Here is a 22,796-nt window from a genome sequence, read left to right as displayed (position 1 = left end):
TTTTGTTAATAATTTATTTTTAATCGAGAGATCTCAATTATGAAATGCTATTTTGAATAAGCATCATCATGTACATTTGCAACGGCTCTTCCTGAAGGGTCGTTCATGTTTTTAAAACTTTCATCCCATTCTAATGCAATCTGTGTGCTACAAGCAACAGATGCTTCTTGTGGTACACATAGAGCAGCAGCATCACTAGGGTAATGTTCTGCGAAAATAGAACGGTAATAGAATTCCTCTTTACTTGTTGGTGTTTGAATTGGGAATTTATATTTAGCATTAGCCAATTGTTCATCACTTACTTCTGCATTTACTACTTCTTTAAGTGTGTCTATCCAGCTATAACCTACACCGTCACTAAATTGCTCTTTTTGTCTCCAAGCAACACTATGTGGTAGCATATCTTCAAAAGCCTTTCTAACAACCCATTTTTCCATACGCTCGCCATTGATCATTTTATCTTGCGGGTTAATTCGCATAGCAACATCCATAAATTCTTTGTCTAAAAATGGAACACGACCTTCAATACCCCATGCGGCTAAACTTTTGTTAGCACGTAAACAATCGTACATATGTAATTTACTTAATTTACGTACAGTTTCTTCGTGAAATTCTTTTGCATTTGGTGCTTTGTGAAAGTATAAATACCCACCAAAAAGTTCATCAGCACCTTCGCCAGATAGTACCATTTTAATACCCATAGATTTAATAACTCTCGCCATTAAATACATAGGTGTAGAAGCTCTAATCGTTGTAATATCATAAGTTTCTAACTTGTATATAACATCGCGAATGGCATCTAACCCTTCTTGAATTGTAAATTTTATTTCGTGGTGTACCGTACCAATATGATCTGCTACTAATTGAGCCGCAGCTAAATCAGGAGAGCCATCTAATCCTACAGAAAAAGAGTGTAATTGTGGCCACCATGCTTTTTGCGTATCTCCAGATTCGATACGTTTTTCAGCATATTTTTGAGCAATTGCAGAAGTCACTGAAGAATCTAATCCCCCAGAAAGTAAAACACCATAAGGTACATCACTCATTAATTGCCTGTGTACCGCAGCTTCTAACGCATCTTTGATTTCTTTTATAGAAGTTTCGTTTTCTTTTACAGCGTCGTATTCAGTCCAGTCTCTTTTGTACCATTGTACAAATTCTCCATCTTTACTAGACATATAGTGTCCTGGAGGAAATAATTGAATTTTAGTACAAACCCCTTCTAGTGCTTTTAACTCAGAAGCCACATAAAAAGTTCCGTTTTCATCCCATCCTATATAAAGAGGAATAATCCCCATATGGTCACGAGCAATAAAGTATTCATCTTTTTCAACATCATAAATAGCAAAGCCAAAAATTCCGTTCATTTCATCAAGAAAATCAACCCCTTTCTTTTGGTAAAGAGCTAAAATAACTTCACAGTCTGATTCTGTTTGGAAGTTATACGTTCCTTCAAATTGTTTACGAAGTTCTCTATGATTATATATTTCTCCATTAGCAGCCAAGATCAACTTATTGTCTTCACTAAATAAGGGTTGTTTTCCCGAAGCAGGGTCAACAATAGCCAAACGTTCATGAGCTAAAATAGCTTTATCATCACAATAAATACCACTCCAGTCCGGTCCACGATGACGAATCTTTTGAGACATTTCCAATAATTGAGGTCTTAAATCTTCAGATGTTTGCTTTAGATCAAAAGCACATACAATTCCACACATAATTTCAATTTTATAATTTAATAATGCAAAAATTCATTTTTTATTTCATTACGTAAACAAAAAACACCAATATGGTTACATATTAAAACAAATATAATAATATTAGTGATAAATTGTAACAATTTTAAAATAATAGCTATTAGTTTAGTTATCAATAATAAATACTAAAAGTGCAAAAATAGCGTTGTAACTTCAACTAAACTATAATATTGCATGGTAAAACATTACATTTCAACTGTAATCTCCCTCTTTTTATTACTTATTTTTATTTCTGAAGCCAAAGCTCAGGGTTTTGTGCCTGCAGATGATATACCTCATGATATATCGTACTGCCGCGAAAGCAAGGTAACTCCACCATTGGCTAAAGTACTATATGGTAGGCCTCAAAAAAACGATGAAGAAGTTTTTGGCAACCTTGTTCCATTTGATAAATTATGGCGTACTGGTGCTAATGAAGCAACCGAAGTTAAATTTTATAATGATGTCCACTTTGGCGATTGTGAAGTAAAAGCAGGTACTTATGTACTTGTAACGATACCACATGAAAAAGAATGGCAAGTTATCTTGAATTCTCAAACTGATGTTTGGGGATCTTTTCAGTACAATCCATTTTTTAACGTAGCAGAAATTATTGTTCCTGTAAAAAAAGGGGAAACTCTTGATTCATTTACAATATCTTTTAAGGGAAAAAATAAGGCTACTCAAATGATTTTAGGCTGGGATAACGTTAGAGTTAACGTTCCGCTAAAATTTGAAAAAGAGCCTGTACTCGTTTCTAATTAGAAGTTAATTTAAGATTTCGCCGTTTATATAATTATGAACCACTTTTGTTTTAGGAACATTCTCAATAGGAATTTCCATAATATTCTGGTCTAGAATTATAAAATCTGCCATTTTACCCACCTCAATACTGCCTTTTTCATTTTCTTCAAAATTGGAATAGGCAGCCCAGATGGTCATACCTTTTAGGGTTTCTTCTCTTGATAATGCATTTTCCATTTGAAAACCATTTTCAGGAAAGTTATTTAAATCTTTTCTTGCTACAGCTGCGTAAAAGGTTAACATCGGACTTACTTTTTCCACAGGGAAATCAGTTCCCAATACCACTTTACCATACTGATTTAATAAATCTTTATAGGCATAAGCTCCTTTGATGCGTTCGGCACCAATTCTGTCTTTTGCCCAATACATGTCAGAAGTAGCATGTGTTGGTTGAATGGATGGAATAATATTTTTAAACGAATTAAAATCCTCAGGTGAAATAATCTGAGCATGTTCAATTTTCCAACGTCTATCTTTTTTGTCTTTCAATACTTCTTTATAGGTTTCTAATAAATAATGATTTGCAGAATCGCCAATAGCGTGGGTATTCATCTGAAAATCTGAATCAGCAATTCGCTTGGCTATTTCTTTTAAATTTTCAGGAGTGTTAACTAAAGCTCCAAAATGATCGGGTTTATCATTATATGGTTCTCTCATAGCAGCACCTCGCGAACCCAAAGCACCATCTCCATATACTTTAAACGAACGTACATTTAAACGATCGGTTTTATAAATTCCTCTATTTAGGTAGTAATCTAAATTTTCGGGATATGCAGATGCCATTGCATACACACGAATTTTCAATTCCCCAACTTGTTGTAAACTATCAATGAGTTCAATGGCTTCTCTTGATAATCCTGCATCATTTACGGTTGTTAGTCCGTGAGCCAAACAAATTTTCTCGGCATCTTTTAATGCTTGAATAGCTTCGTTTAAACTTCCCTCTGGAATTTTGGAATAAATTAAATCCATGGGATTGTCTATAAAAATACCGGTTAATTTTCCATCCTTCTGAAGAATGTCTCCACCGGAAAAAGGAGTTTTGGTGGTAACACCTGCTAAATCTATTGCAGCTTGATTGGCCAACAATGCATGACCGTCAATTCTAATAATGGCTACAGGAGTATCAGGAAATAATTCGTCTAGTTTTTCTTTTGTTGGAAATTCTTTTACTTCCCAATCATTTTGATCCCAACCGCGACCTGTAATATAGTTTACGTTTTTTTCCTTTTGAAAATCGACAATGCGTTGTATTACTTCATCAAAACTCTTGGTGCCTTCTAATTTTACAGCTTGTTCAGACAGCCCTAGTCCAAAAAAATGACAATGGGCATCTATTAATCCAGGAAGTAGTGTTTTTCCTTCTGCATCTAAATTATTTTCCGCGGTATATTTTGTCATTAACTCCGTGGTACTACCAACCGCAATAAATTTCCCATCTTTTATAGCAATGGCTTCTGCTTTTGGAGAAGAATCATTTACGGTGTAAATATTTGCATTAAAAATTATTAAATCGGCTTTTTCTTGATTTTTACAGCTTGCAAGGAAGAAAATAGAAAGAATGAAAGTGTATAAAAGTTTCATGGTTAGGGGTAGTTTTAGGTTTTAAAGATACAAAAAATAAGGAGCTGTTCATTTTTTTTTTCCCTTTGCGACTTTAACCGTAACTTTGCCACTCGAAAAAAATAAATGAATGAGTTACCATTTTAATGAAATTGAGGCCAAATGGCAAAAGTACTGGGCAGACAATAACACTTTTAAGGCCGCTAACCCGGGTGAGGAAGGTGCTGAGAAGCCTAAATTCTATGTGTTAGATATGTTTCCGTATCCTAGTGGAGCGGGTTTGCATGTTGGGCATCCATTGGGGTACATTGCTTCTGATATTTATGCAAGATATAAAAGGCATAAGGGGTTTAATGTAATGCATCCGCAAGGGTATGATAGTTTTGGACTACCCGCTGAGCAATATGCGATACAAACAGGGCAGCACCCGGCAATAACTACTGCTGAAAATATTAAAACATACAGACGTCAATTAGATGAAATAGGTTTTTCTTTCGATTGGTCTCGTGAAGTGCGTACTTCTGATCCTAATTATTATAAATGGACGCAGTGGATTTTCATTCAACTATTTAATTCTTGGTATAATAAAGATTCGGATAAAGCAGAAGACATTTCTACACTGATTTCTGTTTTTGAGAAGGAAGGAAACGCAGCAGTTAATGCAGAGTCAGATGATGATATAGATTCGTTTACTGCGGAACAATGGAAGGCTTTTTCGAGCGAGGATCAACAAAAAATACTTTTACAATACCGTTTAACATTTTTGTCTGAAACCGAAGTAAATTGGTGTCCTGCATTGGGTACGGTATTAGCAAATGACGAGATTGTAAATGGCGTTTCAGAACGTGGTGGACACCCTGTAGAACGTAAAAAAATGAAACAATGGAGTATGCGTATTTCTGCGTATGCTCAACGTTTGTTAGATGGTTTAAATAAAATTGACTGGCCACAACCGCTTAAGGATTCACAAACCAATTGGATTGGTAGATCTGAAGGTGCAATGGTGAGTTTTAAAGTCCTATCCACGGGCGACCTCCCCCTAACCCCCTCCGAAGGAGGGGGAACAGAGCCTCGTTACAGAACGAGTGATTCTGAAATTTACGGCATACTTCTAGAAAGAGCTAAAGAGATGCGTAAAAATCCAACTTTAGCGGAAGAAAAACTTTGGAAAATTCTAAAAAAGAAGGGTCTTAAGGTTAAGTTTAGAAGACAACATCCAATTTTCAACTATATAGTTGATTTTGTTTGTATTGAAAAGAAATTAATCATCGAAGTTGATGGTGGAATTCATAAATATCAATTAAACGCGGACGCTGAACGACAATTATTACTAGAACAAAAGAAAGGTTTTAAATTGTTACGTTTTACTAATGAAGAAGTTCTAAATGATATTGATAACGTATTGTTAAAAATAAATCAGGAACTTAACTCCCCTCCTTCGGAGGGGTCGGGGGAGGTCCCAAATAGAGAATGGGAAATTGACGTTTTTACAACACGGCCAGATACTATTTTCGGAGTTAGTTTTATGACCTTGGCACCAGAACATGAATTGGTGACTAAAATAACTACTGATGCTCAAAAAGCAGAAGTGGAGGCGTATATAAAAGCGACAGCAACACGTAGTGAATTGGATAGAATGGCGGATGTAAAAACCATTTCAGGTGCTTTTACAGGTGCCTATGCTGAGCATCCTTTTACCAAAGAGCCCATTCCGATTTGGATAGGTGATTATGTGTTGGCTGGTTATGGTACAGGTGCGGTTATGTCTGTGCCGTGCGGTGATCAACGTGATTACGATTTTGCCAAGCATTTTAATATCGATATTCCTAATATTTTTGAAGGTGTGGATATTTCTGAAGAAGCATATGCCGATAAAGACAAAACAGTAATTGCTAACTCTGATTTCCTAAATGGATTGCCTTATAAAAAGGCCATGAAAACCATCATTTATGAAATAGAAAAGCTAGGATTTGGCTATAAGAAAATAAATTATAGAATGCGTGATGCGGTTTTTAGCCGTCAACGTTATTGGGGAGAGCCTTTTCCTGTGTACTATGTAAATGGGCAACCTCAAATGATAGCTGCTGAGTATTTACCCATAAAATTACCCGAAGTAGAGAAGTACTTGCCTACAGAAGATGGTAAACCACCTTTAGGAAATGCTGAGGTTTGGGCTTGGGATGCTAGAAATAATAAAGTGGTGTCTAATGACCAACTTGTCATTCCGACAGAGCGAGGAACGAACGACGAGGAATCTCATGAGGATAATGGAATATATCCTCTTGAGTTAAACACGATGCCAGGTTGGGCAGGAAGTTCACAGTACTTTAACCGTTATATGGACCCTAATAATGAGGGTGAAATCTTCTCGCAAGAAGCTATGAATTATTGGCAAGATGTCGATTTATATATTGGAGGTAGCGAACATGCTACAGGCCATTTATTATACAGTCGTTTTTGGCAAAAATTTATGTTTGATAAAGGCTTAGTGCCTCAAGATGAATTTGCTAAGAAACTGATTAACCAAGGAATGATTTTGGGGACGAGTGCTTTAATTTATAAAGTTTTTCCAAAAGATAACAATCCTAAATTAATGAGTGCTGTTAACCCAATATTTGTTTCAAAAGAAATTCATTCTATTTTAAATGATTTTGACTATGAAGGATTATTCAAAAATAAAAAGGGAAGTGATATTCATCATGGAATTTTAAACTCATTTCCTGATAAATTTAAAGAAGCATCTGATTTCGATACATTTCCAATTCATGTGGATGTTTCTCTCGTTAATGGCTCTAATGAATTAAATTTAAAAGCTTTTAGAGATTCAAGGAAGGAATATAATGATGCAATCTTCATTGGAGATAATGGGCAAATTATAGATGAGAATAATGATAAGTATATTGTTGGTCGCGAAGTCGAAAAAATGTCTAAATCCAAGTACAATGTTGTAAATCCTGATGCTATTTGTAAACAATATGGAGCGGACAGTTTACGTCTGTACGAAATGTTTTTAGGTCCCTTAGAGCAAGCGAAGCCTTGGAATACTGCAGGTATTACAGGTGTGCATGGTTTCTTAAAGAAGTTATGGAAATTATATCATACAGGTAAAGATGGAGCATTTTTTGTTTCAGATGTAAAACCATCAGCAGAAGCCTATAAAACGTTACACAAAACCATCAAAAAAGTAGAAGAAGACATTGAGAACTTTTCTTTTAACACTTCCGTTTCTACGTTTATGATTGCCGTAAATGAATTGACGGCTGAAAAATGTACGAGTAAAGAAATATTAGAATCGTTAATCGTTTTAATTTCACCATACGCTCCTCATATTGCAGAAGAGTTATGGAGTAAATTAGGTCATAAAGAGTCTATTTCAACAGCTCCTTTTCCAAAATTTGAGGGTAGCTATTTGGTAGAAAGTAGTAAAACCTATCCTATATCATTTAATGGTAAAATGCGTTTTACAATGGACTTGTCTTTAGATTTAACTAAAGATGAAATTGAAGCAGCGGTAATGGCACATGAAAAAACGCAAGCACAATTGGCAGGAAGAATACCTAAAAAGGTAATTATAGTGCCAGGTAAAATTGTAAATATTGTAGGATAAAACAGTTCTCATCAAATTTACCCCTTTATTTTTAATGTTTTTATTTAAAATGAAATAAAACAATAGTTTAACCCCTAAGTTTTTAGGGGTTAAATTTTTTATTTTCATTATTATGACGACTTTTGTAAAAAAAAAGTTATGATAGTTGGATTACCAAAAGAAATTAAGAATAATGAAAACCGAGTAGCATTAACTCCTGCAGGAGTTTTTGAATTGGTTAAAAATGAGCATACTGTTTTTGTTCAAAAAGGTGCTGGATTTAATAGTGGTTTCTCTGATGTAGATTATACCGATGTAGGTGCTTCTATTTTAGATACCATTGAAGAGGTATACGCCAAGGCAGAAATGATTGTTAAGGTTAAAGAACCTATAGCAGAAGAGTATGGTTTAATTAAAGAAGGTCAAATTGTATTTACCTATTTTCATTTTGCATCAAGTCAACCGCTTACAGATGCTATGATTAAAAGTAAAAGTGTTTGTATTGCTTATGAAACCGTTGAAGATAAAAACGGTACATTACCTTTGTTAACACCAATGTCAGAAGTTGCAGGTAGAATGGCAGTACAACAAGGAGCAAAATATTTAGAAAAACCTATTAAAGGTAAAGGGATTCTGTTAGGTGGTGTGCCTGGAGTTCAACCAGGTAAAGTATTGATTTTAGGAGCGGGAATTGTTGGTGTTCAGGCAGCAAAAATGGCCGCAGGTTTAGGAGCTCATGTTACCATTATGGATGTAAATATGGACCGTTTAAGATATGTAAATGATGTAATGCCGAGCCATGTTGTAACTGAGTATTCGAATGAATATAATATTAGAAGACATATAAAAACCCATGATCTTATCATAGGTGGAATTTTAATTAAGGGTGCCAAAGCTCCAAAATTAATTACCAGAGATATGTTGAAAGAAATGCACCCTGGTACTGTATTAGTTGATGTAGCGGTAGATCAAGGTGGTTGTATGGAGACAACAAAACCTACAACTCATGAAGATCCTACGTATATTATCGACGATATTGTTCATTATTGTGTTGCTAATATGCCAGGAGCGGTTCCATATACTTCAACTATTGCTCTTACCAATGTAACTTTGCAATATGTAATTAATATAGCGAACAAAGGTTGGGAAAAAGCTTGTGAAGATAATGAAGGGTTGCAAAAAGGACTTAATATTGCTAATGGTGAGGTCGTTTATAAAGAAATATTAGAAAATTCACATTAAAGTTAGATATGATAGCATCGATTGAAATTTTAGGATTATTGGCAGGTGGTTTAACAACTGCATCTTTTGTACCGCAAGTTTATAAAACCTATAAAAGTAAATCTGCTGATAGTCTTTCGTTAACTATGTATGCCGTGTTTTTTGTGGGTATCATTCTATGGTTAATTTATGGTATTTATGTAAATAGTATTGCAATGATGGTTACAAATAGTATTACAGCGGTATTATCCTTGATGTTAATTTATTTTAAATTGAGATTCAAGTAGTTATAATTTTTCTTACTTTTGAAAAAAAATAAATGTCTATGAAAAAAGTTTACACTTTATTTTTACTTGTTTTTTTGGGGCTAAATTGTTTTGCACAAGAGCTTTATGTGGCAGATGGAGCTGAATTTTATCTGAAAAAAGGGTTGGACTTTACAACAAGTAATTCTGTAGTTACACTAGTTTCTACAGGGAAATTTTCAGTTGAGGCCGGTTCGATGTGGGGCGATTCTCAAGAATATGTAAACGGAAAAGTTTATGCATATGGCTTGGGTGAAACCAAATTACCTGTTGGTGATAATGGCGTTTATGCACCAGTACTGATAAATCATTCTATTGATTCGGAAGCACAATATTTTAATGCAATTCCTACAAGTGGTGCTAATGGTGCTGGTGTAGATGCAGTTTCTAATAAAGAATATTGGGAGTTGAATGGTCAAGGTGTTTTTACTTTGCCTTGGATACCCGCAAGTGATATCTCAACCTTAGTAAATGATAATGGTGGTAAATTGAGCTCGGTTGCCGTGGTTGGATTAATTGGTGGTGTTTGGAATTTGACGAGTGCTACACAAACAAATGTGGTTACGGGAGATTTATCTAATGGCACGGTTACAACCGATAGTGCAAATGAAGTAGTTTTAAATGGTTTTTCACAATATACTTTTGGGATAGATCATCAAGTAGTATTAGTTATAGAGGATTTATTTATTACAAATGACATTCGTATCGTTTCTAACCCTATAGATAGTAATTCTGAAAGTATTCAATTTGTATCTGCAAATATAGAGAATCTTGAAGTTACTATTTTTGATCTACTCGGTAGAAAAATAAGTTATCAGAAAAATATTTCAGTTTCCAATAATAGAGGTTCCATTGCGAAACCCAATTTAAAAAGTGGTGTTTACTTATTAAATTTTGAACACGAGGGTAAAAAAGGAACTAAGAAAATATTAATAAAATAATTAGCTATGAAAAAAATATTACTCATTGTATTTGCAGTTTTATTGTCAAGCCACGCTTTTACACAAGTAGGTATTGGTACAACGACACCTGATGTTTCTGCAGCCCTAGATATTGATGCAACAGATAAAGGATTGTTAATTCCAAGAATGACAACAACTCAAAGAACTGCAATAGTATCACCTGCATTGGGACTATTGGTATATGATACAGACACTAAATCAATTTGGAATTATGACGGAACTGCCTGGGCAGAAGGTTCAGGAGGAGCTGGTAAATTTGTGGATGGGGATACTTCAAATATTGCTAGTTATATGGATGGGCCAGTTACGATTGGTAGAACATATTCTTCAAGTAGTCATCGATTATATGTTGAGAATAGAGAAACAACAACTAACACAAGAACTGCGGTTAAAATTGAGGCCTTATATGAGGGAACAGGAACAAGTACAGCAACCTATGGTACACATAGTAGTTCAGAAAATATAGGTACAGGTACAATAGGTTACGCAATAGGTACACGAAGTATTATTGGAAATGGAGCTACAGGAAGTATCACTAACGCTGATGCTATCAGGCCCGAAATTAATAATTTTGGTAGTATGAATTATGCTATAGGTTCAAGTATTAATATAAATAACAATGGTACAATTACTAATGCCTACGGAGAGTATATAGATTATTTTGGTACAGGTACAGTTACTAACTCTTATGGACTTTTTATTTCAAATACTTTTAATAAAGGAACAGGTGATAATTTTGCTATTTATTCTGCTTCTGATGCAGACTCTTATTTAGAAGGTAATTTGGGTATTGGTACAGAATCACCTCAACAAAAACTACATATTAGTGGTGCAATGCGTTTGGAGCCACAAGCTACGGCACCATCTGGGGCATTGGGCGATTTATATGTAAATACAGATGGTAAACTATACTTCCATAATGGAACGGAATGGAAAGAAGTGTCATTGCTTTAAGCTAATAATTTTTTTATTGTTTAAATATTTTATTACATTTGTATCAACAATATAATTATGAACACAATTTTAAATCATACTTGGTGGTGGAATTCTCGAAAAACAAATTCGTGAACTAACCTATTGTATATTTAAATTAAAAATAACAAGGCTTGTCATTCACGACAAGCTTTTTTTATTATATCAAGTAAATGAAACGAGCATGTTAAAAGTTTTATTACTTAAAGGAATTATTAATGGCAAACAGTCCCGAAGCTTCGGGATAACTATTAAAATTCGATTAAAAATGAACACATGAAATTTAGACTAGACACAACTTCGAAGAAAATAATTGCAGATACGATTACACCTGTTAGTGTGTATTTGAAAATTCGCGACCGTTTTCCGAACAGTATTTTATTAGAAAGTAGTGATTATCATGGTAATGATAATAGCTTTTCATATATCTGTTTTAACCCAATTGCAACGATTAAAGTTGTAAATGAAAAGATATTTCAAACGTTTCCCGATGGCAGTAGTGAAGTGATGGATATTACCAGTGACACTGATGTGCCTGCTGAAATCCATAAATTTTCACAACGTTTTGATGTTCAAAAAGATGAAAATTTCAAATTCATCCACAATGGAATCTTCGGGTATACTAGTTATGATGCCGTTCGTTATTTTGAAGATATTGAAATTTCAAAAAAGGAAAATTCTATTGAAATTCCAGATATGTATTATGCTGTATATCAAAATATTATTGCGATAAATCATTTTAAGAATCATGCCTATATTTTTGCTCATGATTATGATAAAAAAAGCAATATTGAAGACTTACATCAGTTAGTGAAAGCTCAGAATTTTACTACGTATAAGTTTACTAAAGATGGAGAGATAAGTTCTAACCTAACGGATGATGAATACAAAGAACATGTAGAAATTGCTAAAAAGCATTGTGCAAGAGGCGACGTGTTTCAGTTAGTGTTGTCTAAAAAGTTTAAACAAGCTTTTAAGGGTGATGAATTTAATGTTTATCGAACCTTACGAAGTATCAATCCATCTCCTTATCTTTTCTATTTTGATTATGGTGATTTTAAAATATTTGGAAGTTCACCAGAGGCCCAGTTGGTTGTAAAAGATGGACTGGCAGAAATACATCCTATTGCAGGGACTTTTAAACGTTCTGGTAATGATGAACAAGATGCAGTTTTAGCTAAAGAATTATCAGTTGACGAAAAAGAGAATGCGGAGCATGTCATGTTGGTCGATTTGGCTAGAAATGATTTGAGTAGACATGGGAGTCAGGTAAAAGTTGAAACGTATAGAGAGGTGCAGTTTTTCTCTCATGTAATACATTTAGTGAGTAAGGTAACTGGACAAAAACATAAGGATACTTCAACCATGCAAGTGGTTGCTGATACATTTCCTGCTGGTACACTTAGCGGTGCACCAAAACATAGAGCGATGCAATTGATTGAGCAATATGAAAAAACGAGTAGAGCTTTTTATGGTGGAGCCATTGGCTTTATGGATTTTGAAGGTAATTTTAATCATGCTATTATGATTCGTACTTTTTTAAGTAAAAATCACGAATTACATTGGCAAGCTGGAGCGGGATTGGTTTCAAAATCAGATCCTGAAAATGAATTACAAGAGGTATATAATAAATTAGGAGCATTAACACATGCCATTGAATTGGCAGAACGCGTGTAGATATAAAAATTGTCCCCTTGAGGGGGCTACAGGGGTGTTTATCCACTAAAATTAGAATAAATTAATAAATATTCCCTTTCTTTTTGAAAGGGTTATGGATAGGAATGAAAAAAATATTAGTTATAGATAATTACGATAGTTTTACCTACAATTTGGTACATTATTTAGAAGATTTAGGTTGTGAAGTCACGGTAAAACGTAATGACCAATTAACTTTAGATGAGGTTGAAGCCTATGATAAAATAGTATTGTCTCCAGGACCAGGTATTCCTGATGAAGCAGGATTGTTAAAAGAAATAATTCGACAATATGCTCCTACAAAAAGCATATTGGGCGTTTGTTTAGGTCAACAAGCGATTGCTGAAGTCTTTGGAGGTAAAATTATCAACCTTGATGAAGTTTATCATGGTGTGGCAACAAGTATGTCGCTTGCAGTAGATGATGAGCCTATGTTTAACGGTTTGGAGAAGAATTTTGAAGTTGGTCGATATCATTCTTGGGTAGTTGATACCCTTTTGCCTGACGATTTAGAAGCTACTTCATTTGACGAAAACGGTCAAATAATGTCATTACGCCATAAAAAGTATGATGTAAAAGGTGTTCAATATCACCCTGAATCTGTGTTAACTCCAAATGGAAAAAAAATATTAGAAAACTGGTTAAAAAACTAGTCTGTCTAAAGTCTTATCATTAATAGCTATCAAATGAAACAAATATTAAATAGATTAATCAATCATGAAACCATTTCGAAAGAGGAGGCTAAAAATGTATTGGTAAATATTTCGAAAGGTGAATATAATCCGAGTCAGATTGCTTCTTTTTTAACGGTATATATGATGAGGAGTATCACTGTTGAAGAGCTTGAAGGCTTCCGCGATGCATTGTTGGATTTATGTTTAGCAGTTGATTTTTCCGATTACAACACGATTGATTTATGTGGAACAGGTGGTGATGGTAAAAACACTTTTAATATTTCAACACTATCATCTTTTGTTGCTGCAGGAGCGGGAATTCATGTTACCAAGCATGGTAATTATGGTGTTTCTTCCGTATCAGGTTCCAGTAATGTAATGGAATTTTTAGGCATAAAATTTAGTAATGACGAAGGTTTTCTACAAAAGAGTTTAGAAGAAACAGGTATTTGTGTATTGCACGCACCTTTGTTTCATCCTGCCATGAAAAATGTAGCTCCAATTCGTAAGGCATTAGGTGTAAAAACCTTTTTTAATATGTTAGGTCCAATGGTAAATCCTGCCTTTCCTAAAAATCAATTGGTGGGCGTTTTTAATTTGGAATTAGCAAGAATGTATAGTTATTTATATCAAAACACAGATAAAAACTTTACTATTTTACACGCTTTAGATGGTTATGATGAAATATCTTTGACGGGAGATACAAAAGCAATTACAAATCATACAGAAACGATGTTAAGTCCAGAAGATTTTGGTGTACCACAAATAACCCAAGAAGAAATTTTTGGTGGAAATACAGTAGAGGACTCTGCTAAAATTTTTATGGAAGTGATAAGCGGAAAAGGTACAATTGCACAGAATAATGTAGTTTGTGCAAATGCAGGAATGGCAATAGCCACGGTGAAAAATTTACAACCAAAGGCAGGTTTTGATTTAGCCAAAGAATCACTTTTAAGTGGAAAAGGATTAAATGCATTAAAGAAATTGCAGGCAATTAGTAGTAATATTTAGAATAATGACAATATTAGATAAAATAATAGCTGATAAATATATAGAGGTTAAACTTCGTAAAAGCGTATTACCAATATCTCAATTGGAAAAATCGGTTTTATTTGAACGTGAAACAATTTCTTTAGCAAATAGATTAAAGAATAGCAATAGCGGTATTATTGCGGAACATAAAAGGAGGTCACCTTCTAAGTCAATTATCAACACTAGTTTAAATGTTTTTGATGTTGCTAAAGGTTATGAAGACGCAGGTGTATGTGGAATGTCAGTTTTAACGGATGGTAAATATTTTGGAGGATCATTAGATGATTTATTAGCAGCTAGAGCAAATTGTAATTTGCCATTGTTGCGTAAAGAATTCATTGTTGATGAATATCAGTTGTTAGAGGCAAAATCGTATGGTGCAGATGTTATATTGCTTATTGCGGCAGTTTTGTCGCAAAAGGAAATAAAACACTTTTCTGAGTTTGCTAAAAAATTGGGATTAGAAGTGTTGTTAGAAGTTCATAATGAAGAAGAGCTGCAGAAGTCTATCATGCCCAGTTTAGACATGTTGGGTGTAAATAATAGAAATTTAAAAACTTTTGAAGTTAGTTTAGATAATAGTAAGAATTTAGCAGCCAAAATACCCAATGACTTTGTAAAAGTGTCAGAAAGTGGAATTAGTAGTGTTGAAGCAATTAAAGAATTACAACCCTATGGCTATAAAGGATATTTAATTGGTGAAAACTTTATGAAAACGGATGATGCAGGTAAAAGTGCCAAGGAGTTTATAGAATTATTGAATAAATAGAGCAAGATGAAACTCAAAGTTTGTGGAATGAAATATAATGATAATATAATTAGCGTTGCTCAGTTGCAACCTGATTATATGGGGTTCATATTTTATGAGAAATCACCACGAAATTTTGTAGGTAATATTCCAGAGATTCCAAAATCAATTAAGAAAGTAGGTGTCTTTGTAAATGCTAGTTTAGAAGAGGTTATTGATAAAGTAAATACACATGGTTTGCAAGCCGTGCAATTACATGGTGAAGAAACACCTGAATTTTGTATCAAACTAAGGTATTCTCTTGCCCCGAAACGACGGGATATTGCAGGATCACATCCCGATATTATCAAAGTTTTTTCAATAAAAGATGAATTTGATTTTGAGGTTTTAAGGCCTTACGAAACAGTTTGTGATTATTTTTTGTTTGATACAAAAGGTAAAAATCCAGGAGGTAATGGTTACACTTTTAACTGGAATGTTCTAGAAAATTATCCATCAACAAAACCCTATTTCTTAAGTGGAGGTATTGGATTAGAATCAAAAGATAAATTAGATATTTTCTTTAAAAGTAACGCCTCACAATACTGTGAAGTTTTAGATATTAATAGTCGGTTTGAAATAGAGCCAGCGTTAAAAGATATAGAAAAGTTAAAAGAATTTAAAAAAGGTCTTTTTTAATTTACGAGATCTTGTGTTCGGGTGACTTTTCACTTACTAAATTATAAAAAATGAATTATAACGTCAACGAAAAAGGATATTATGGAGTGTTTGGAGGAACGTACATTCCTGAAATGCTTTATCCGAATGTAGAAGAATTACGCCAGAATTACTTGAAGGTTATGGCAGAACCTGATTTTCAAAAAGAATTTCAGCAATTGTTAAAAGACTATGTTGGTAGACCTTCTCCGCTTTATTTTGCCAAACGGTTGTCTGAAAAATATAACACTAAAATATATCTAAAACGTGAAGATTTAAACCATACCGGTGCTCATAAAATAAACAATACGGTTGGTCAGATTTTAATGGCTAAACGTTTAGGGAAAAGTAGAATTATTGCAGAAACAGGAGCGGGTCAACATGGTGTGGCAACCGCAACCGTATGTGCATTAATGGGAATGGAATGTATTGTGTATATGGGTGAAATTGATATTGCTCGTCAGGCACCAAACGTTGCCAGAATGAAAATGTTAGGGGCAACTGTAATTCCGGCATTATCAGGCAGTAGAACCTTAAAAGATGCTACTAATGAAGCCATTCGCGATTGGATTAATAACCCGGTAAACACGCACTATATTATAGGTTCTGCTATTGGTCCACATCCATATCCTGACATGGTTACACGGTTTCAGTCCATAATTTCAGAAGAAATAAAATGGCAATTAAAAGAGCATGAAGGTAGAGAAAATCCTGATTATGTTGTGGCATGTATTGGTGGTGGTAGCAATGCAGCAGGAACGTATTATCACTTTTTACATGAAGAAAGTGTAAAAATAATAGCTGTAGAAGCGGCAGGATTAGGGGTCGATTCAGGAGAAAGTGCAGCAACTTCTATATTGGGAAAAGAGGGAATTATACATGGATGTAAAACATTATTAATGCAGACGAAAGATGGTCAAATTACGGAGCCATATTCTATTTCTGCGGGATTAGATTATCCGGGGGTTGGACCAATGCACGCACATTTATGTAAAACGGGTCGTGCAGAATTTATGTCAGCAACTGATGATGAGGCCATGAAATCGGGATTAGAACTAAGTAAATTAGAAGGAATAATTCCAGCCATTGAAAGTTCACATGCATTAGCCATTTTTGAAAAGAAAAAGTTCAAGGAAGACGACATTGTAGTAGTAAGCTTATCTGGGCGTGGTGATAAAGATTTAGATACGTATATAAATTATTTTAAATTATAGTTTGTCCTTTACACCCTAGTAAAAATGACAAAAGAATAATGTTATGAATAGAATAAACCAAAAACTCGAGGAAAGTAAACGTTTACTTTCAATATATTTTACAGCTGGTTATCCAAATTTAAATGACACGGTTACTATCATTCAAAATCTTGAAAAATCAGGAGTTGATATGATAGAAATTGGATTGCCATTTAGTGATCCTTTGGCGGATGGACCTACAATACAAGCAAGTTCTACAAAAGCTTTGCAGAACGGTATGACAAGTGAAGTTTTGTTTGGGCAATTAAAAAACATAAGAGAAACGGTAAAAATACCTTTGATTATCATGGGGTATTTCAATCCTATTTTACAATTTGGCGTAGAAGAATTTTGCAAAAAATGCTCAGAAATTGGCATTGATGGATTAATAATACCAGATCTACCTGTAGATGTCTATAATGACCATTATAAAGCTACTTTTGAAAAGTATGGATTGGTAAACGTATTTTTAATTACACCTCAAACTTCTAATGAACGCATTCGTTTTATAGATTCTATATCTACTGGGTTTATTTATATGGTAAGTAGTGCTAGTGTTACCGGTAGTCAATCTGGTTTTGGAGAAGAGCAAACAAACTACTTCCAACGCATAGAAAAAATGAATTTAAACAATCCACAAATTATTGGTTTTGGTATTTCTGATAACACCTCATTCACCCAAGCTACCGAGTATGCTAAAGGAGCAATTATCGGTTCGGCATTTATAAAACACGTGACAAGTTTTGGAGTAAATGATGTTGATAAATTTGTTAGTAAGATACTAAAGGCATAATGATTTGCATATCAGTTGATTAATTTTTTTTATATATTTGCAAAACCCAAAATTGATTACATAACTCTAAATTAATAAAAAAGGATGGGCTTAAAATTCTTGATAGGTATGCTACTTTTTATGCCTAGTTTACTTTTTGCAGCTACCAATTCTAATGAATTTGTCGGCAATATTTCGAAATCTTATATAAAGGTAAATGATACCGTTGGGACACCAGCAACAACTGTTGTTGAAAAAACGGAATTGCAAATAAATAACGCAACTAAGGTTACTAGTCTTGAAAAAAAGGCCGTAAGAATATTTCCAAACCCAGTTAAAGATGTACTTATTGTAGGTTCATTAAATGCATCCAAAGATGCTGTTAATACCGTTCATGTTTTTAATAACTTAGGTCAAGTAGTGTACGAAAATTCTTCAATGCCTGCTGAAAACAATCAAATTAAAATTAAAACTGAGAGTCTTAAACCTGGGGTGTATTATCTTAAAGTAAATAAAGGAAGCATTTCCAAATTTATTAAGATTTAAGAATTTCTTCGAAAACTCAGTAGAATATTTAGTTATATTATTTTATATTTTTTAGGTATGATATTTGCTATCTTTACGCTTAGTGTCAAGTTAAGCTAAAATAAACGTATAATCCAAGGTGTCTTTTGAGGCATCTCGTTGTTAAAAAATAATTCAATAGCTACGGCTATTCAATGATTTCTTGCCTAGACTTGCCACAAAATCTACGATTGGCCTTATAAGTCATTTCAACATTAACTTGACACTAAATGAAACTAAAAAAATTCTCTTTACGTACCCGTATCTTTTTAGCTATGATCCTATTGGTGGTTATAGCCTCTGTTTTAATTGCTTTGGTAGCGGTTTATCAATACCGTGAACAAACTAAAGATTATCACGAAGATCGTTTAGAACGTAAAGAAAATACCATAAAAACCACTATTGGTATTGAATTAAAAAAACATACTACTTTTCCAGTTACAGAAGAAAATTTATATAATATCTTTAAATATAAAGATAGAATCTATGATATTTCTGATATAAATCAACTTGATATTCTCATTTTTGATTTAAAAGGGAAGCTACAAATCAGTTCTTCATCGAGTTTCGCAAAAGATGATACTAATTATGATATTTCTCAGCGGGTGTTGAATGGATTAGCAGAAAGCTCAGATCATAGAGTAGTGGTTGAAGATCAGACACCGAGTGGCATAAAATATAAATCTGCCTACACCTACATTTACGATAGTAAATTTAAGCCTATTGGTATTTTACATATTCATTATGGAAAGGATAATACTTTTCAAAATAAGGAGCTTAAAGAATTTCTAGGAAGATTATCTTACGTTTATTTTTTCATGTTATTAATTGCAATTGCCATAGCGTATTTTGTATCTAAGTATATCTCTCAATCTATAGAAATGGTAAGTGATAAAATGGCAATGACGGTCTTGGGAAAAAGTAATGAAAAAATTATAATAGACTCTGCAAGTTTAGAAATTTACAACCTAGTTAATGCATATAATAAGATGGTTGATGAATTAGAAAATAGTGCGGCCAAATTAGCGAAAAGCCAGCGTGAACAAGCCTGGAGAGAAATGGCGAAACAGGTGGCCCATGAAATTAAAAACCCGCTAACCCCAATGCGTTTAACGGTTCAAAGCTTTGAGCAGCGTTTTGATGCAAACGATCCAAATATAAAATCGAAAATAAACGAATTTAGTAAATCACTAATTCAACAAATAGATACAATGAGTTCTATTGCTTCTGCATTTTCTAATTTTGCTGAGATGCCTAAGCAGAATAGTGAAAACTTGAATGTTGTAGAAGTGGTTAAATTGGCGTTGGATATTTTTAATGAAGACTATATTCATTATTTTAATGAGGAGAAAGAGTTAATTGCCAAATTAGACAAAACACAATTGATTCGAGTTATCACAAACCTCACAAAAAATGCAATTCAATCTATAGAAGATAAGGAGAATCCAAAAATTGAGGTACGTGTGGCACAAGATAACAATCAGATTGTTATTACCATTGCAGATAATGGTGTAGGAATTGAAGAGGAATTTAAAGATAAAATATTTGAACCTAAATTTACTACAAAATCGAGTGGCATGGGATTAGGTTTAGCCATGGTAAAAAATATTGTGGAGGCTTATGATGGAAATATTACCTTTGTATCTGAATTAGGAGTAGGGTCAGTTTTTACGATAACCATTCCAAAAAAATAAACACTAATGAGTTATAACAATATTCTAATTGAGCAGGATGATAACATTACTACGATTACAATTAATCGTCCAAGTAAGCTCAATGCCTTAAATAGAGAGACACTCTCAGAATTACACAATGCTTTCGTTGAAATTGAAGGAGATAAAACGACGCGGGTTATTATACTAACGGGAAGTGGAGAAAAAGCCTTTGTTGCTGGTGCAGATATTTCTGAATTTTCAGATTTTGAGGTAAAAGAGGGGACAGCTTTGGCTAAACAAGGTCAAAAGTTAGTTTTTGATTTTATTGAAAATCTTTCTATACCTGTAATCGCTGCAATTAATGGTTTTGCTTTAGGTGGAGGTTTAGAGTTAGCGATGGCTTGTCATTTTAGAATAGCTTCAGATAATGCCAAAATGGGATTGCCTGAAACGAGTTTGGGTGTTATTCCTGGTTATGGTGGCACACAACGTTTGCCTCAATTGGTAGGTAAAGGTAAAGCTATGGAAATGATTATGACAGCGAGGATGATCAATGCCGATGAAGCTTTAAAAGTGGGTTTAGTAAACTACACTGTGACTCAAGAAGAACTTTTACCATTAGCGGAAAATCTAGCGTCTAAAATAATTCAGAATTCTCCTTTAGCTATAGCTTCTGCAATAAAAGCTGTTAATGCCGGATTCAAAGATGGTGTAAATGGTTATGATAAGGAGATAAAACAATTTGGTAAATGTTTTGGTACTGATGATTTTACAGAAGGTACTACTGCGTTTTTAGAAAAAAGAAAGGCTAATTTTTAAATTAAACTGACCAACAATTTTTTGAATTATTTCCACAAAATAGCACTTTTATTATTCGCATTAATTTTCTTTAGTATAAGTGAAAGTAATGCACAAGACATTAAAGATTATAAAAAGGAATTTGAAGTTCTAGCAGATTCGATAGTAAAATATATTGATAGCAATGGTAGGTTGTCATTAGTTTATGCTAAACAAGTATTAGCGTTGACAATTGAGAGTAGAGATACATTAAAAGCTATTAATGCATTACATTTTATTGGTAGACAAAATCAATTTTTAGGCGAATATAAAGAGTCTATAAAATATTTTGAACAAGAGATAGCTTTATTAAATGCAATAGATGTAGAACGTTATACTTATCAAGTTCTTGAGCATAATAAAATTTCTAGAATAGAGGTGTTGGCACAGTTAGGTCAAAATTATAAGGAGTTGGGTCAGTTTGAAAAAGCATTTGCCACTTATAATAAATGTATTGAAATAGCTCGTAAAGAAAATTTAGAATTTTATAATGATATAATGCCCACTTTAATTGCCGATTTACATTTTACAATGGGTAATTATAAAGAAGCATTGATAAAACATAAAGAGTCGTTTAAAGCCCTGGAAACTACTAAGACTATTTCTGAAGCTACCCGTATTTATAATAGAGGTGAAATTATTATTGAGTTAAGTGAAATCTATTTAAAACTAAATCAAAAAGATTCAGCCCTCTATATACTTGACGAAGGATTTAAAGAAAAATTAGATACGTTATCTTTAAATGCTAAAATTGGAATAACAGGGCAAAAAGGTAGGGTATATTTAGCGAGGCAACAATATGATAAAGCACTACTTTATTTATTAGCAACTGAAGAATTAGCATATGAATACGATTCTGTTAGTGCACCGAAAGAAGTTAGTTTGGAGCTAGGGGAGTCTTATTTTAATCTAAAAGAATATGATAAGGCCATAAAAATATTGGAAAATGGTATTCATGTAAAAAAACAAAATTCAAAAGAAATTTACCTGACTGATGATTATAAATTATTGGCAAAAATTTATAAGGCATCTGGAAATTTAGAAAAATCGAATGAATATTACGAAAAGTATATTTTAAATCAAACAGCCTTAGAAAAAAGTAAGGATACCATTACATCTGCTTTTCATACACAAGAAGTATCAAACTTAGAAAAAGAAAAATCAACTCAAAAGAGTACGTTTTACTTGTTTATGAGTATTGGGTTGGGATTGCTTGTGCTTCTGATAACTTTTATTATTTATCTAATTAAGGAGAAAAAGAAAAATACAGAAAAGTTCAATGTATTGTTGGCGAAATTTAGTCAGGAAGAAAAACCAACAATTGAAATCATAGACACCAAAGATAAAGTTCTAGAGGGAAAAGTTTCAGCAGAGGTAAATGAGGAAACAACTTACCTTATATTGGCAGGCTTACAAACCTTAAAAGAACAAGAATATTTTTTAAGACAAGATTGTAATTCATACAATGTTGCTAAAAAAATTAAGACGAATACATCTTACCTTTCTAAGGTAATAAACTCACATTTCGAGAAAAATTTTAATACCTACATTAATGACTTACGAATTAACTATGCCATATTAAGATTGAAAAATGACAGTCGATTCCGTTCCTTTTCTGTGCAATCAATAGCTGAAGAGATCGGTTATAAAAGTGCAGATTCATTTGCCAGATACTTCAAATTACGAACGGGTTTAAATCCTTCGTTTTATATTAAACAACTGAATTCTTTAGATTAAAACCA

The 22,796-nt window shown here is 33.4% G+C and carries 19 protein-coding genes; 17 read left to right on the top strand and 2 right to left on the bottom strand.

Annotation, left to right across the window (positions count from 1 at the left end; genetic code table 11):
* Positions 1–47 precede the first annotated feature (47 nt).
* Positions 48–1,718, bottom strand: a complete 1,671-nt coding sequence (gene asnB / locus FF125_RS20190) for an asparagine synthase B (RefSeq protein WP_138951820.1) — start codon at positions 1,716–1,718, stop codon at positions 48–50.
* Between the two features lie 213 nt (positions 1,719–1,931).
* On the opposite strand from asnB, the gene FF125_RS20185 reads away from it, so the two are divergent.
* Positions 1,932–2,501 carry a DUF2911 domain-containing protein gene (locus FF125_RS20185; protein ID WP_138951818.1) on the top strand — a complete coding sequence of 190 codons (570 nt, stop codon included), beginning with the start codon at positions 1,932–1,934 and terminating at the stop codon, positions 2,499–2,501.
* A gap of 3 nt (positions 2,502–2,504) precedes the next feature.
* On the opposite strand, the gene FF125_RS20180 is transcribed toward FF125_RS20185, so the two are convergent.
* Positions 2,505–4,124: an amidohydrolase gene (locus FF125_RS20180; protein ID WP_138951816.1), complete on the bottom strand. Its 1,620-nt coding sequence runs from the start codon at positions 4,122–4,124 to the stop codon at positions 2,505–2,507.
* 109 nt (positions 4,125–4,233) lie between these two features.
* On the opposite strand from FF125_RS20180, the gene FF125_RS20175 reads away from it, so the two are divergent.
* From FF125_RS20175 to FF125_RS20100, 16 genes are all read left to right on the top strand, one after another.
* Positions 4,234–7,710 (top strand): leucine--tRNA ligase, encoded by a 3,477-nt coding sequence (locus FF125_RS20175; RefSeq protein WP_138951814.1) that lies wholly within the window; start codon positions 4,234–4,236, stop codon positions 7,708–7,710.
* A gap of 138 nt (positions 7,711–7,848) precedes the next feature.
* Positions 7,849–8,931, top strand: a complete 1,083-nt coding sequence (gene ald / locus FF125_RS20170) for an alanine dehydrogenase (RefSeq protein WP_138951812.1) — start codon at positions 7,849–7,851, stop codon at positions 8,929–8,931.
* Between the two features lie 8 nt (positions 8,932–8,939).
* Positions 8,940–9,197 (top strand): SemiSWEET family sugar transporter, encoded by a 258-nt coding sequence (locus FF125_RS20165; protein ID WP_138951811.1) that lies wholly within the window; start codon positions 8,940–8,942, stop codon positions 9,195–9,197.
* Between the two features lie 38 nt (positions 9,198–9,235).
* Entirely contained in the window at positions 9,236–10,156 is a 921-nt protein-coding gene (locus FF125_RS20160) for a T9SS type A sorting domain-containing protein (protein ID WP_175418974.1), read from the top strand.
* Positions 10,157–10,162: 6 nt separating this feature from the next.
* On the top strand, positions 10,163–11,131 hold the full coding sequence (locus FF125_RS20155) for a hypothetical protein (protein WP_138951807.1): 969 nt from the start codon (positions 10,163–10,165) through the stop codon (positions 11,129–11,131).
* 294 nt (positions 11,132–11,425) lie between these two features.
* Positions 11,426–12,826 (top strand): anthranilate synthase component I family protein, encoded by a 1,401-nt coding sequence (locus FF125_RS20150; protein WP_138951805.1) that lies wholly within the window; start codon positions 11,426–11,428, stop codon positions 12,824–12,826.
* Between the two features lie 104 nt (positions 12,827–12,930).
* Positions 12,931–13,497, top strand: coding sequence for an anthranilate synthase component II (locus FF125_RS20145; protein WP_138951803.1), 567 nt, complete (start codon positions 12,931–12,933; stop codon positions 13,495–13,497).
* A 33-nt stretch (positions 13,498–13,530) separates the two neighbouring features.
* Positions 13,531–14,529: an anthranilate phosphoribosyltransferase gene (gene trpD, locus FF125_RS20140; protein ID WP_138951802.1), complete on the top strand. Its 999-nt coding sequence runs from the start codon at positions 13,531–13,533 to the stop codon at positions 14,527–14,529.
* Between the two features lie 4 nt (positions 14,530–14,533).
* Complete coding sequence (gene trpC / locus FF125_RS20135) at positions 14,534–15,319, top strand: indole-3-glycerol phosphate synthase TrpC (RefSeq protein ID WP_138951801.1); 786 nt, start codon at positions 14,534–14,536, stop codon at positions 15,317–15,319.
* 6 nt (positions 15,320–15,325) lie between these two features.
* Positions 15,326–15,976: a phosphoribosylanthranilate isomerase gene (locus FF125_RS20130; protein WP_138951800.1), complete on the top strand. Its 651-nt coding sequence runs from the start codon at positions 15,326–15,328 to the stop codon at positions 15,974–15,976.
* A gap of 50 nt (positions 15,977–16,026) precedes the next feature.
* Complete coding sequence (trpB, locus tag FF125_RS20125; protein WP_138951799.1) at positions 16,027–17,208, top strand: tryptophan synthase subunit beta; 1,182 nt, start codon at positions 16,027–16,029, stop codon at positions 17,206–17,208.
* A gap of 43 nt (positions 17,209–17,251) precedes the next feature.
* Positions 17,252–18,019: a tryptophan synthase subunit alpha gene (gene trpA, locus FF125_RS20120; protein WP_138951797.1), complete on the top strand. Its 768-nt coding sequence runs from the start codon at positions 17,252–17,254 to the stop codon at positions 18,017–18,019.
* 84 nt (positions 18,020–18,103) lie between these two features.
* Positions 18,104–18,544, top strand: coding sequence for a T9SS type A sorting domain-containing protein (locus tag FF125_RS20115; RefSeq protein ID WP_138951795.1), 441 nt, complete (start codon positions 18,104–18,106; stop codon positions 18,542–18,544).
* Positions 18,545–18,792: 248 nt separating this feature from the next.
* The gene (locus FF125_RS20110; protein WP_250629641.1) at positions 18,793–20,256 is read left to right on the top strand and encodes a sensor histidine kinase; all 1,464 of its coding nucleotides are present in this window, start codon (positions 18,793–18,795) and stop codon (positions 20,254–20,256) included.
* A gap of 6 nt (positions 20,257–20,262) precedes the next feature.
* On the top strand, positions 20,263–21,036 hold the full coding sequence (locus FF125_RS20105; protein WP_138951794.1) for an enoyl-CoA hydratase/isomerase family protein: 774 nt from the start codon (positions 20,263–20,265) through the stop codon (positions 21,034–21,036).
* A gap of 21 nt (positions 21,037–21,057) precedes the next feature.
* The gene (locus FF125_RS20100) at positions 21,058–22,791 is read left to right on the top strand and encodes an AraC family transcriptional regulator (RefSeq protein ID WP_138951793.1); all 1,734 of its coding nucleotides are present in this window, start codon (positions 21,058–21,060) and stop codon (positions 22,789–22,791) included.
* Positions 22,792–22,796: the final 5 nt, after the last annotated feature.

Origin of the sequence: Aureibaculum algae, assembly GCF_006065315.1 — a bacterium.
Lineage (GTDB): Bacteria > Bacteroidota > Bacteroidia > Flavobacteriales > Flavobacteriaceae > Aureibaculum > Aureibaculum algae.
This window is presented reverse-complemented; position numbering and strand designations above follow the sequence as displayed.

Coding starts and splice junctions, on each gene's coding strand:
- asnB (WP_138951820.1), bottom strand. CDS start 1,718: ATGTGTGGAATTGTATGTGCTTTTGATCTAAAGCAAACATCTGAAGAT.
- FF125_RS20185 (WP_138951818.1), top strand. CDS start 1,932: ATGGTAAAACATTACATTTCAACTGTAATCTCCCTCTTTTTATTACTT.
- FF125_RS20180 (WP_138951816.1), bottom strand. CDS start 4,124: ATGAAACTTTTATACACTTTCATTCTTTCTATTTTCTTCCTTGCAAGC.
- FF125_RS20175 (WP_138951814.1), top strand. CDS start 4,234: ATGAGTTACCATTTTAATGAAATTGAGGCCAAATGGCAAAAGTACTGG.
- ald (WP_138951812.1), top strand. CDS start 7,849: ATGATAGTTGGATTACCAAAAGAAATTAAGAATAATGAAAACCGAGTA.
- FF125_RS20165 (WP_138951811.1), top strand. CDS start 8,940: ATGATAGCATCGATTGAAATTTTAGGATTATTGGCAGGTGGTTTAACA.
- FF125_RS20160 (WP_175418974.1), top strand. CDS start 9,236: ATGAAAAAAGTTTACACTTTATTTTTACTTGTTTTTTTGGGGCTAAAT.
- FF125_RS20155 (WP_138951807.1), top strand. CDS start 10,163: ATGAAAAAAATATTACTCATTGTATTTGCAGTTTTATTGTCAAGCCAC.
- FF125_RS20150 (WP_138951805.1), top strand. CDS start 11,426: ATGAAATTTAGACTAGACACAACTTCGAAGAAAATAATTGCAGATACG.
- FF125_RS20145 (WP_138951803.1), top strand. CDS start 12,931: ATGAAAAAAATATTAGTTATAGATAATTACGATAGTTTTACCTACAAT.
- trpD (WP_138951802.1), top strand. CDS start 13,531: ATGAAACAAATATTAAATAGATTAATCAATCATGAAACCATTTCGAAA.
- trpC (WP_138951801.1), top strand. CDS start 14,534: ATGACAATATTAGATAAAATAATAGCTGATAAATATATAGAGGTTAAA.
- FF125_RS20130 (WP_138951800.1), top strand. CDS start 15,326: ATGAAACTCAAAGTTTGTGGAATGAAATATAATGATAATATAATTAGC.
- trpB (WP_138951799.1), top strand. CDS start 16,027: ATGAATTATAACGTCAACGAAAAAGGATATTATGGAGTGTTTGGAGGA.
- trpA (WP_138951797.1), top strand. CDS start 17,252: ATGAATAGAATAAACCAAAAACTCGAGGAAAGTAAACGTTTACTTTCA.
- FF125_RS20115 (WP_138951795.1), top strand. CDS start 18,104: ATGGGCTTAAAATTCTTGATAGGTATGCTACTTTTTATGCCTAGTTTA.
- FF125_RS20110 (WP_250629641.1), top strand. CDS start 18,793: ATGAAACTAAAAAAATTCTCTTTACGTACCCGTATCTTTTTAGCTATG.
- FF125_RS20105 (WP_138951794.1), top strand. CDS start 20,263: ATGAGTTATAACAATATTCTAATTGAGCAGGATGATAACATTACTACG.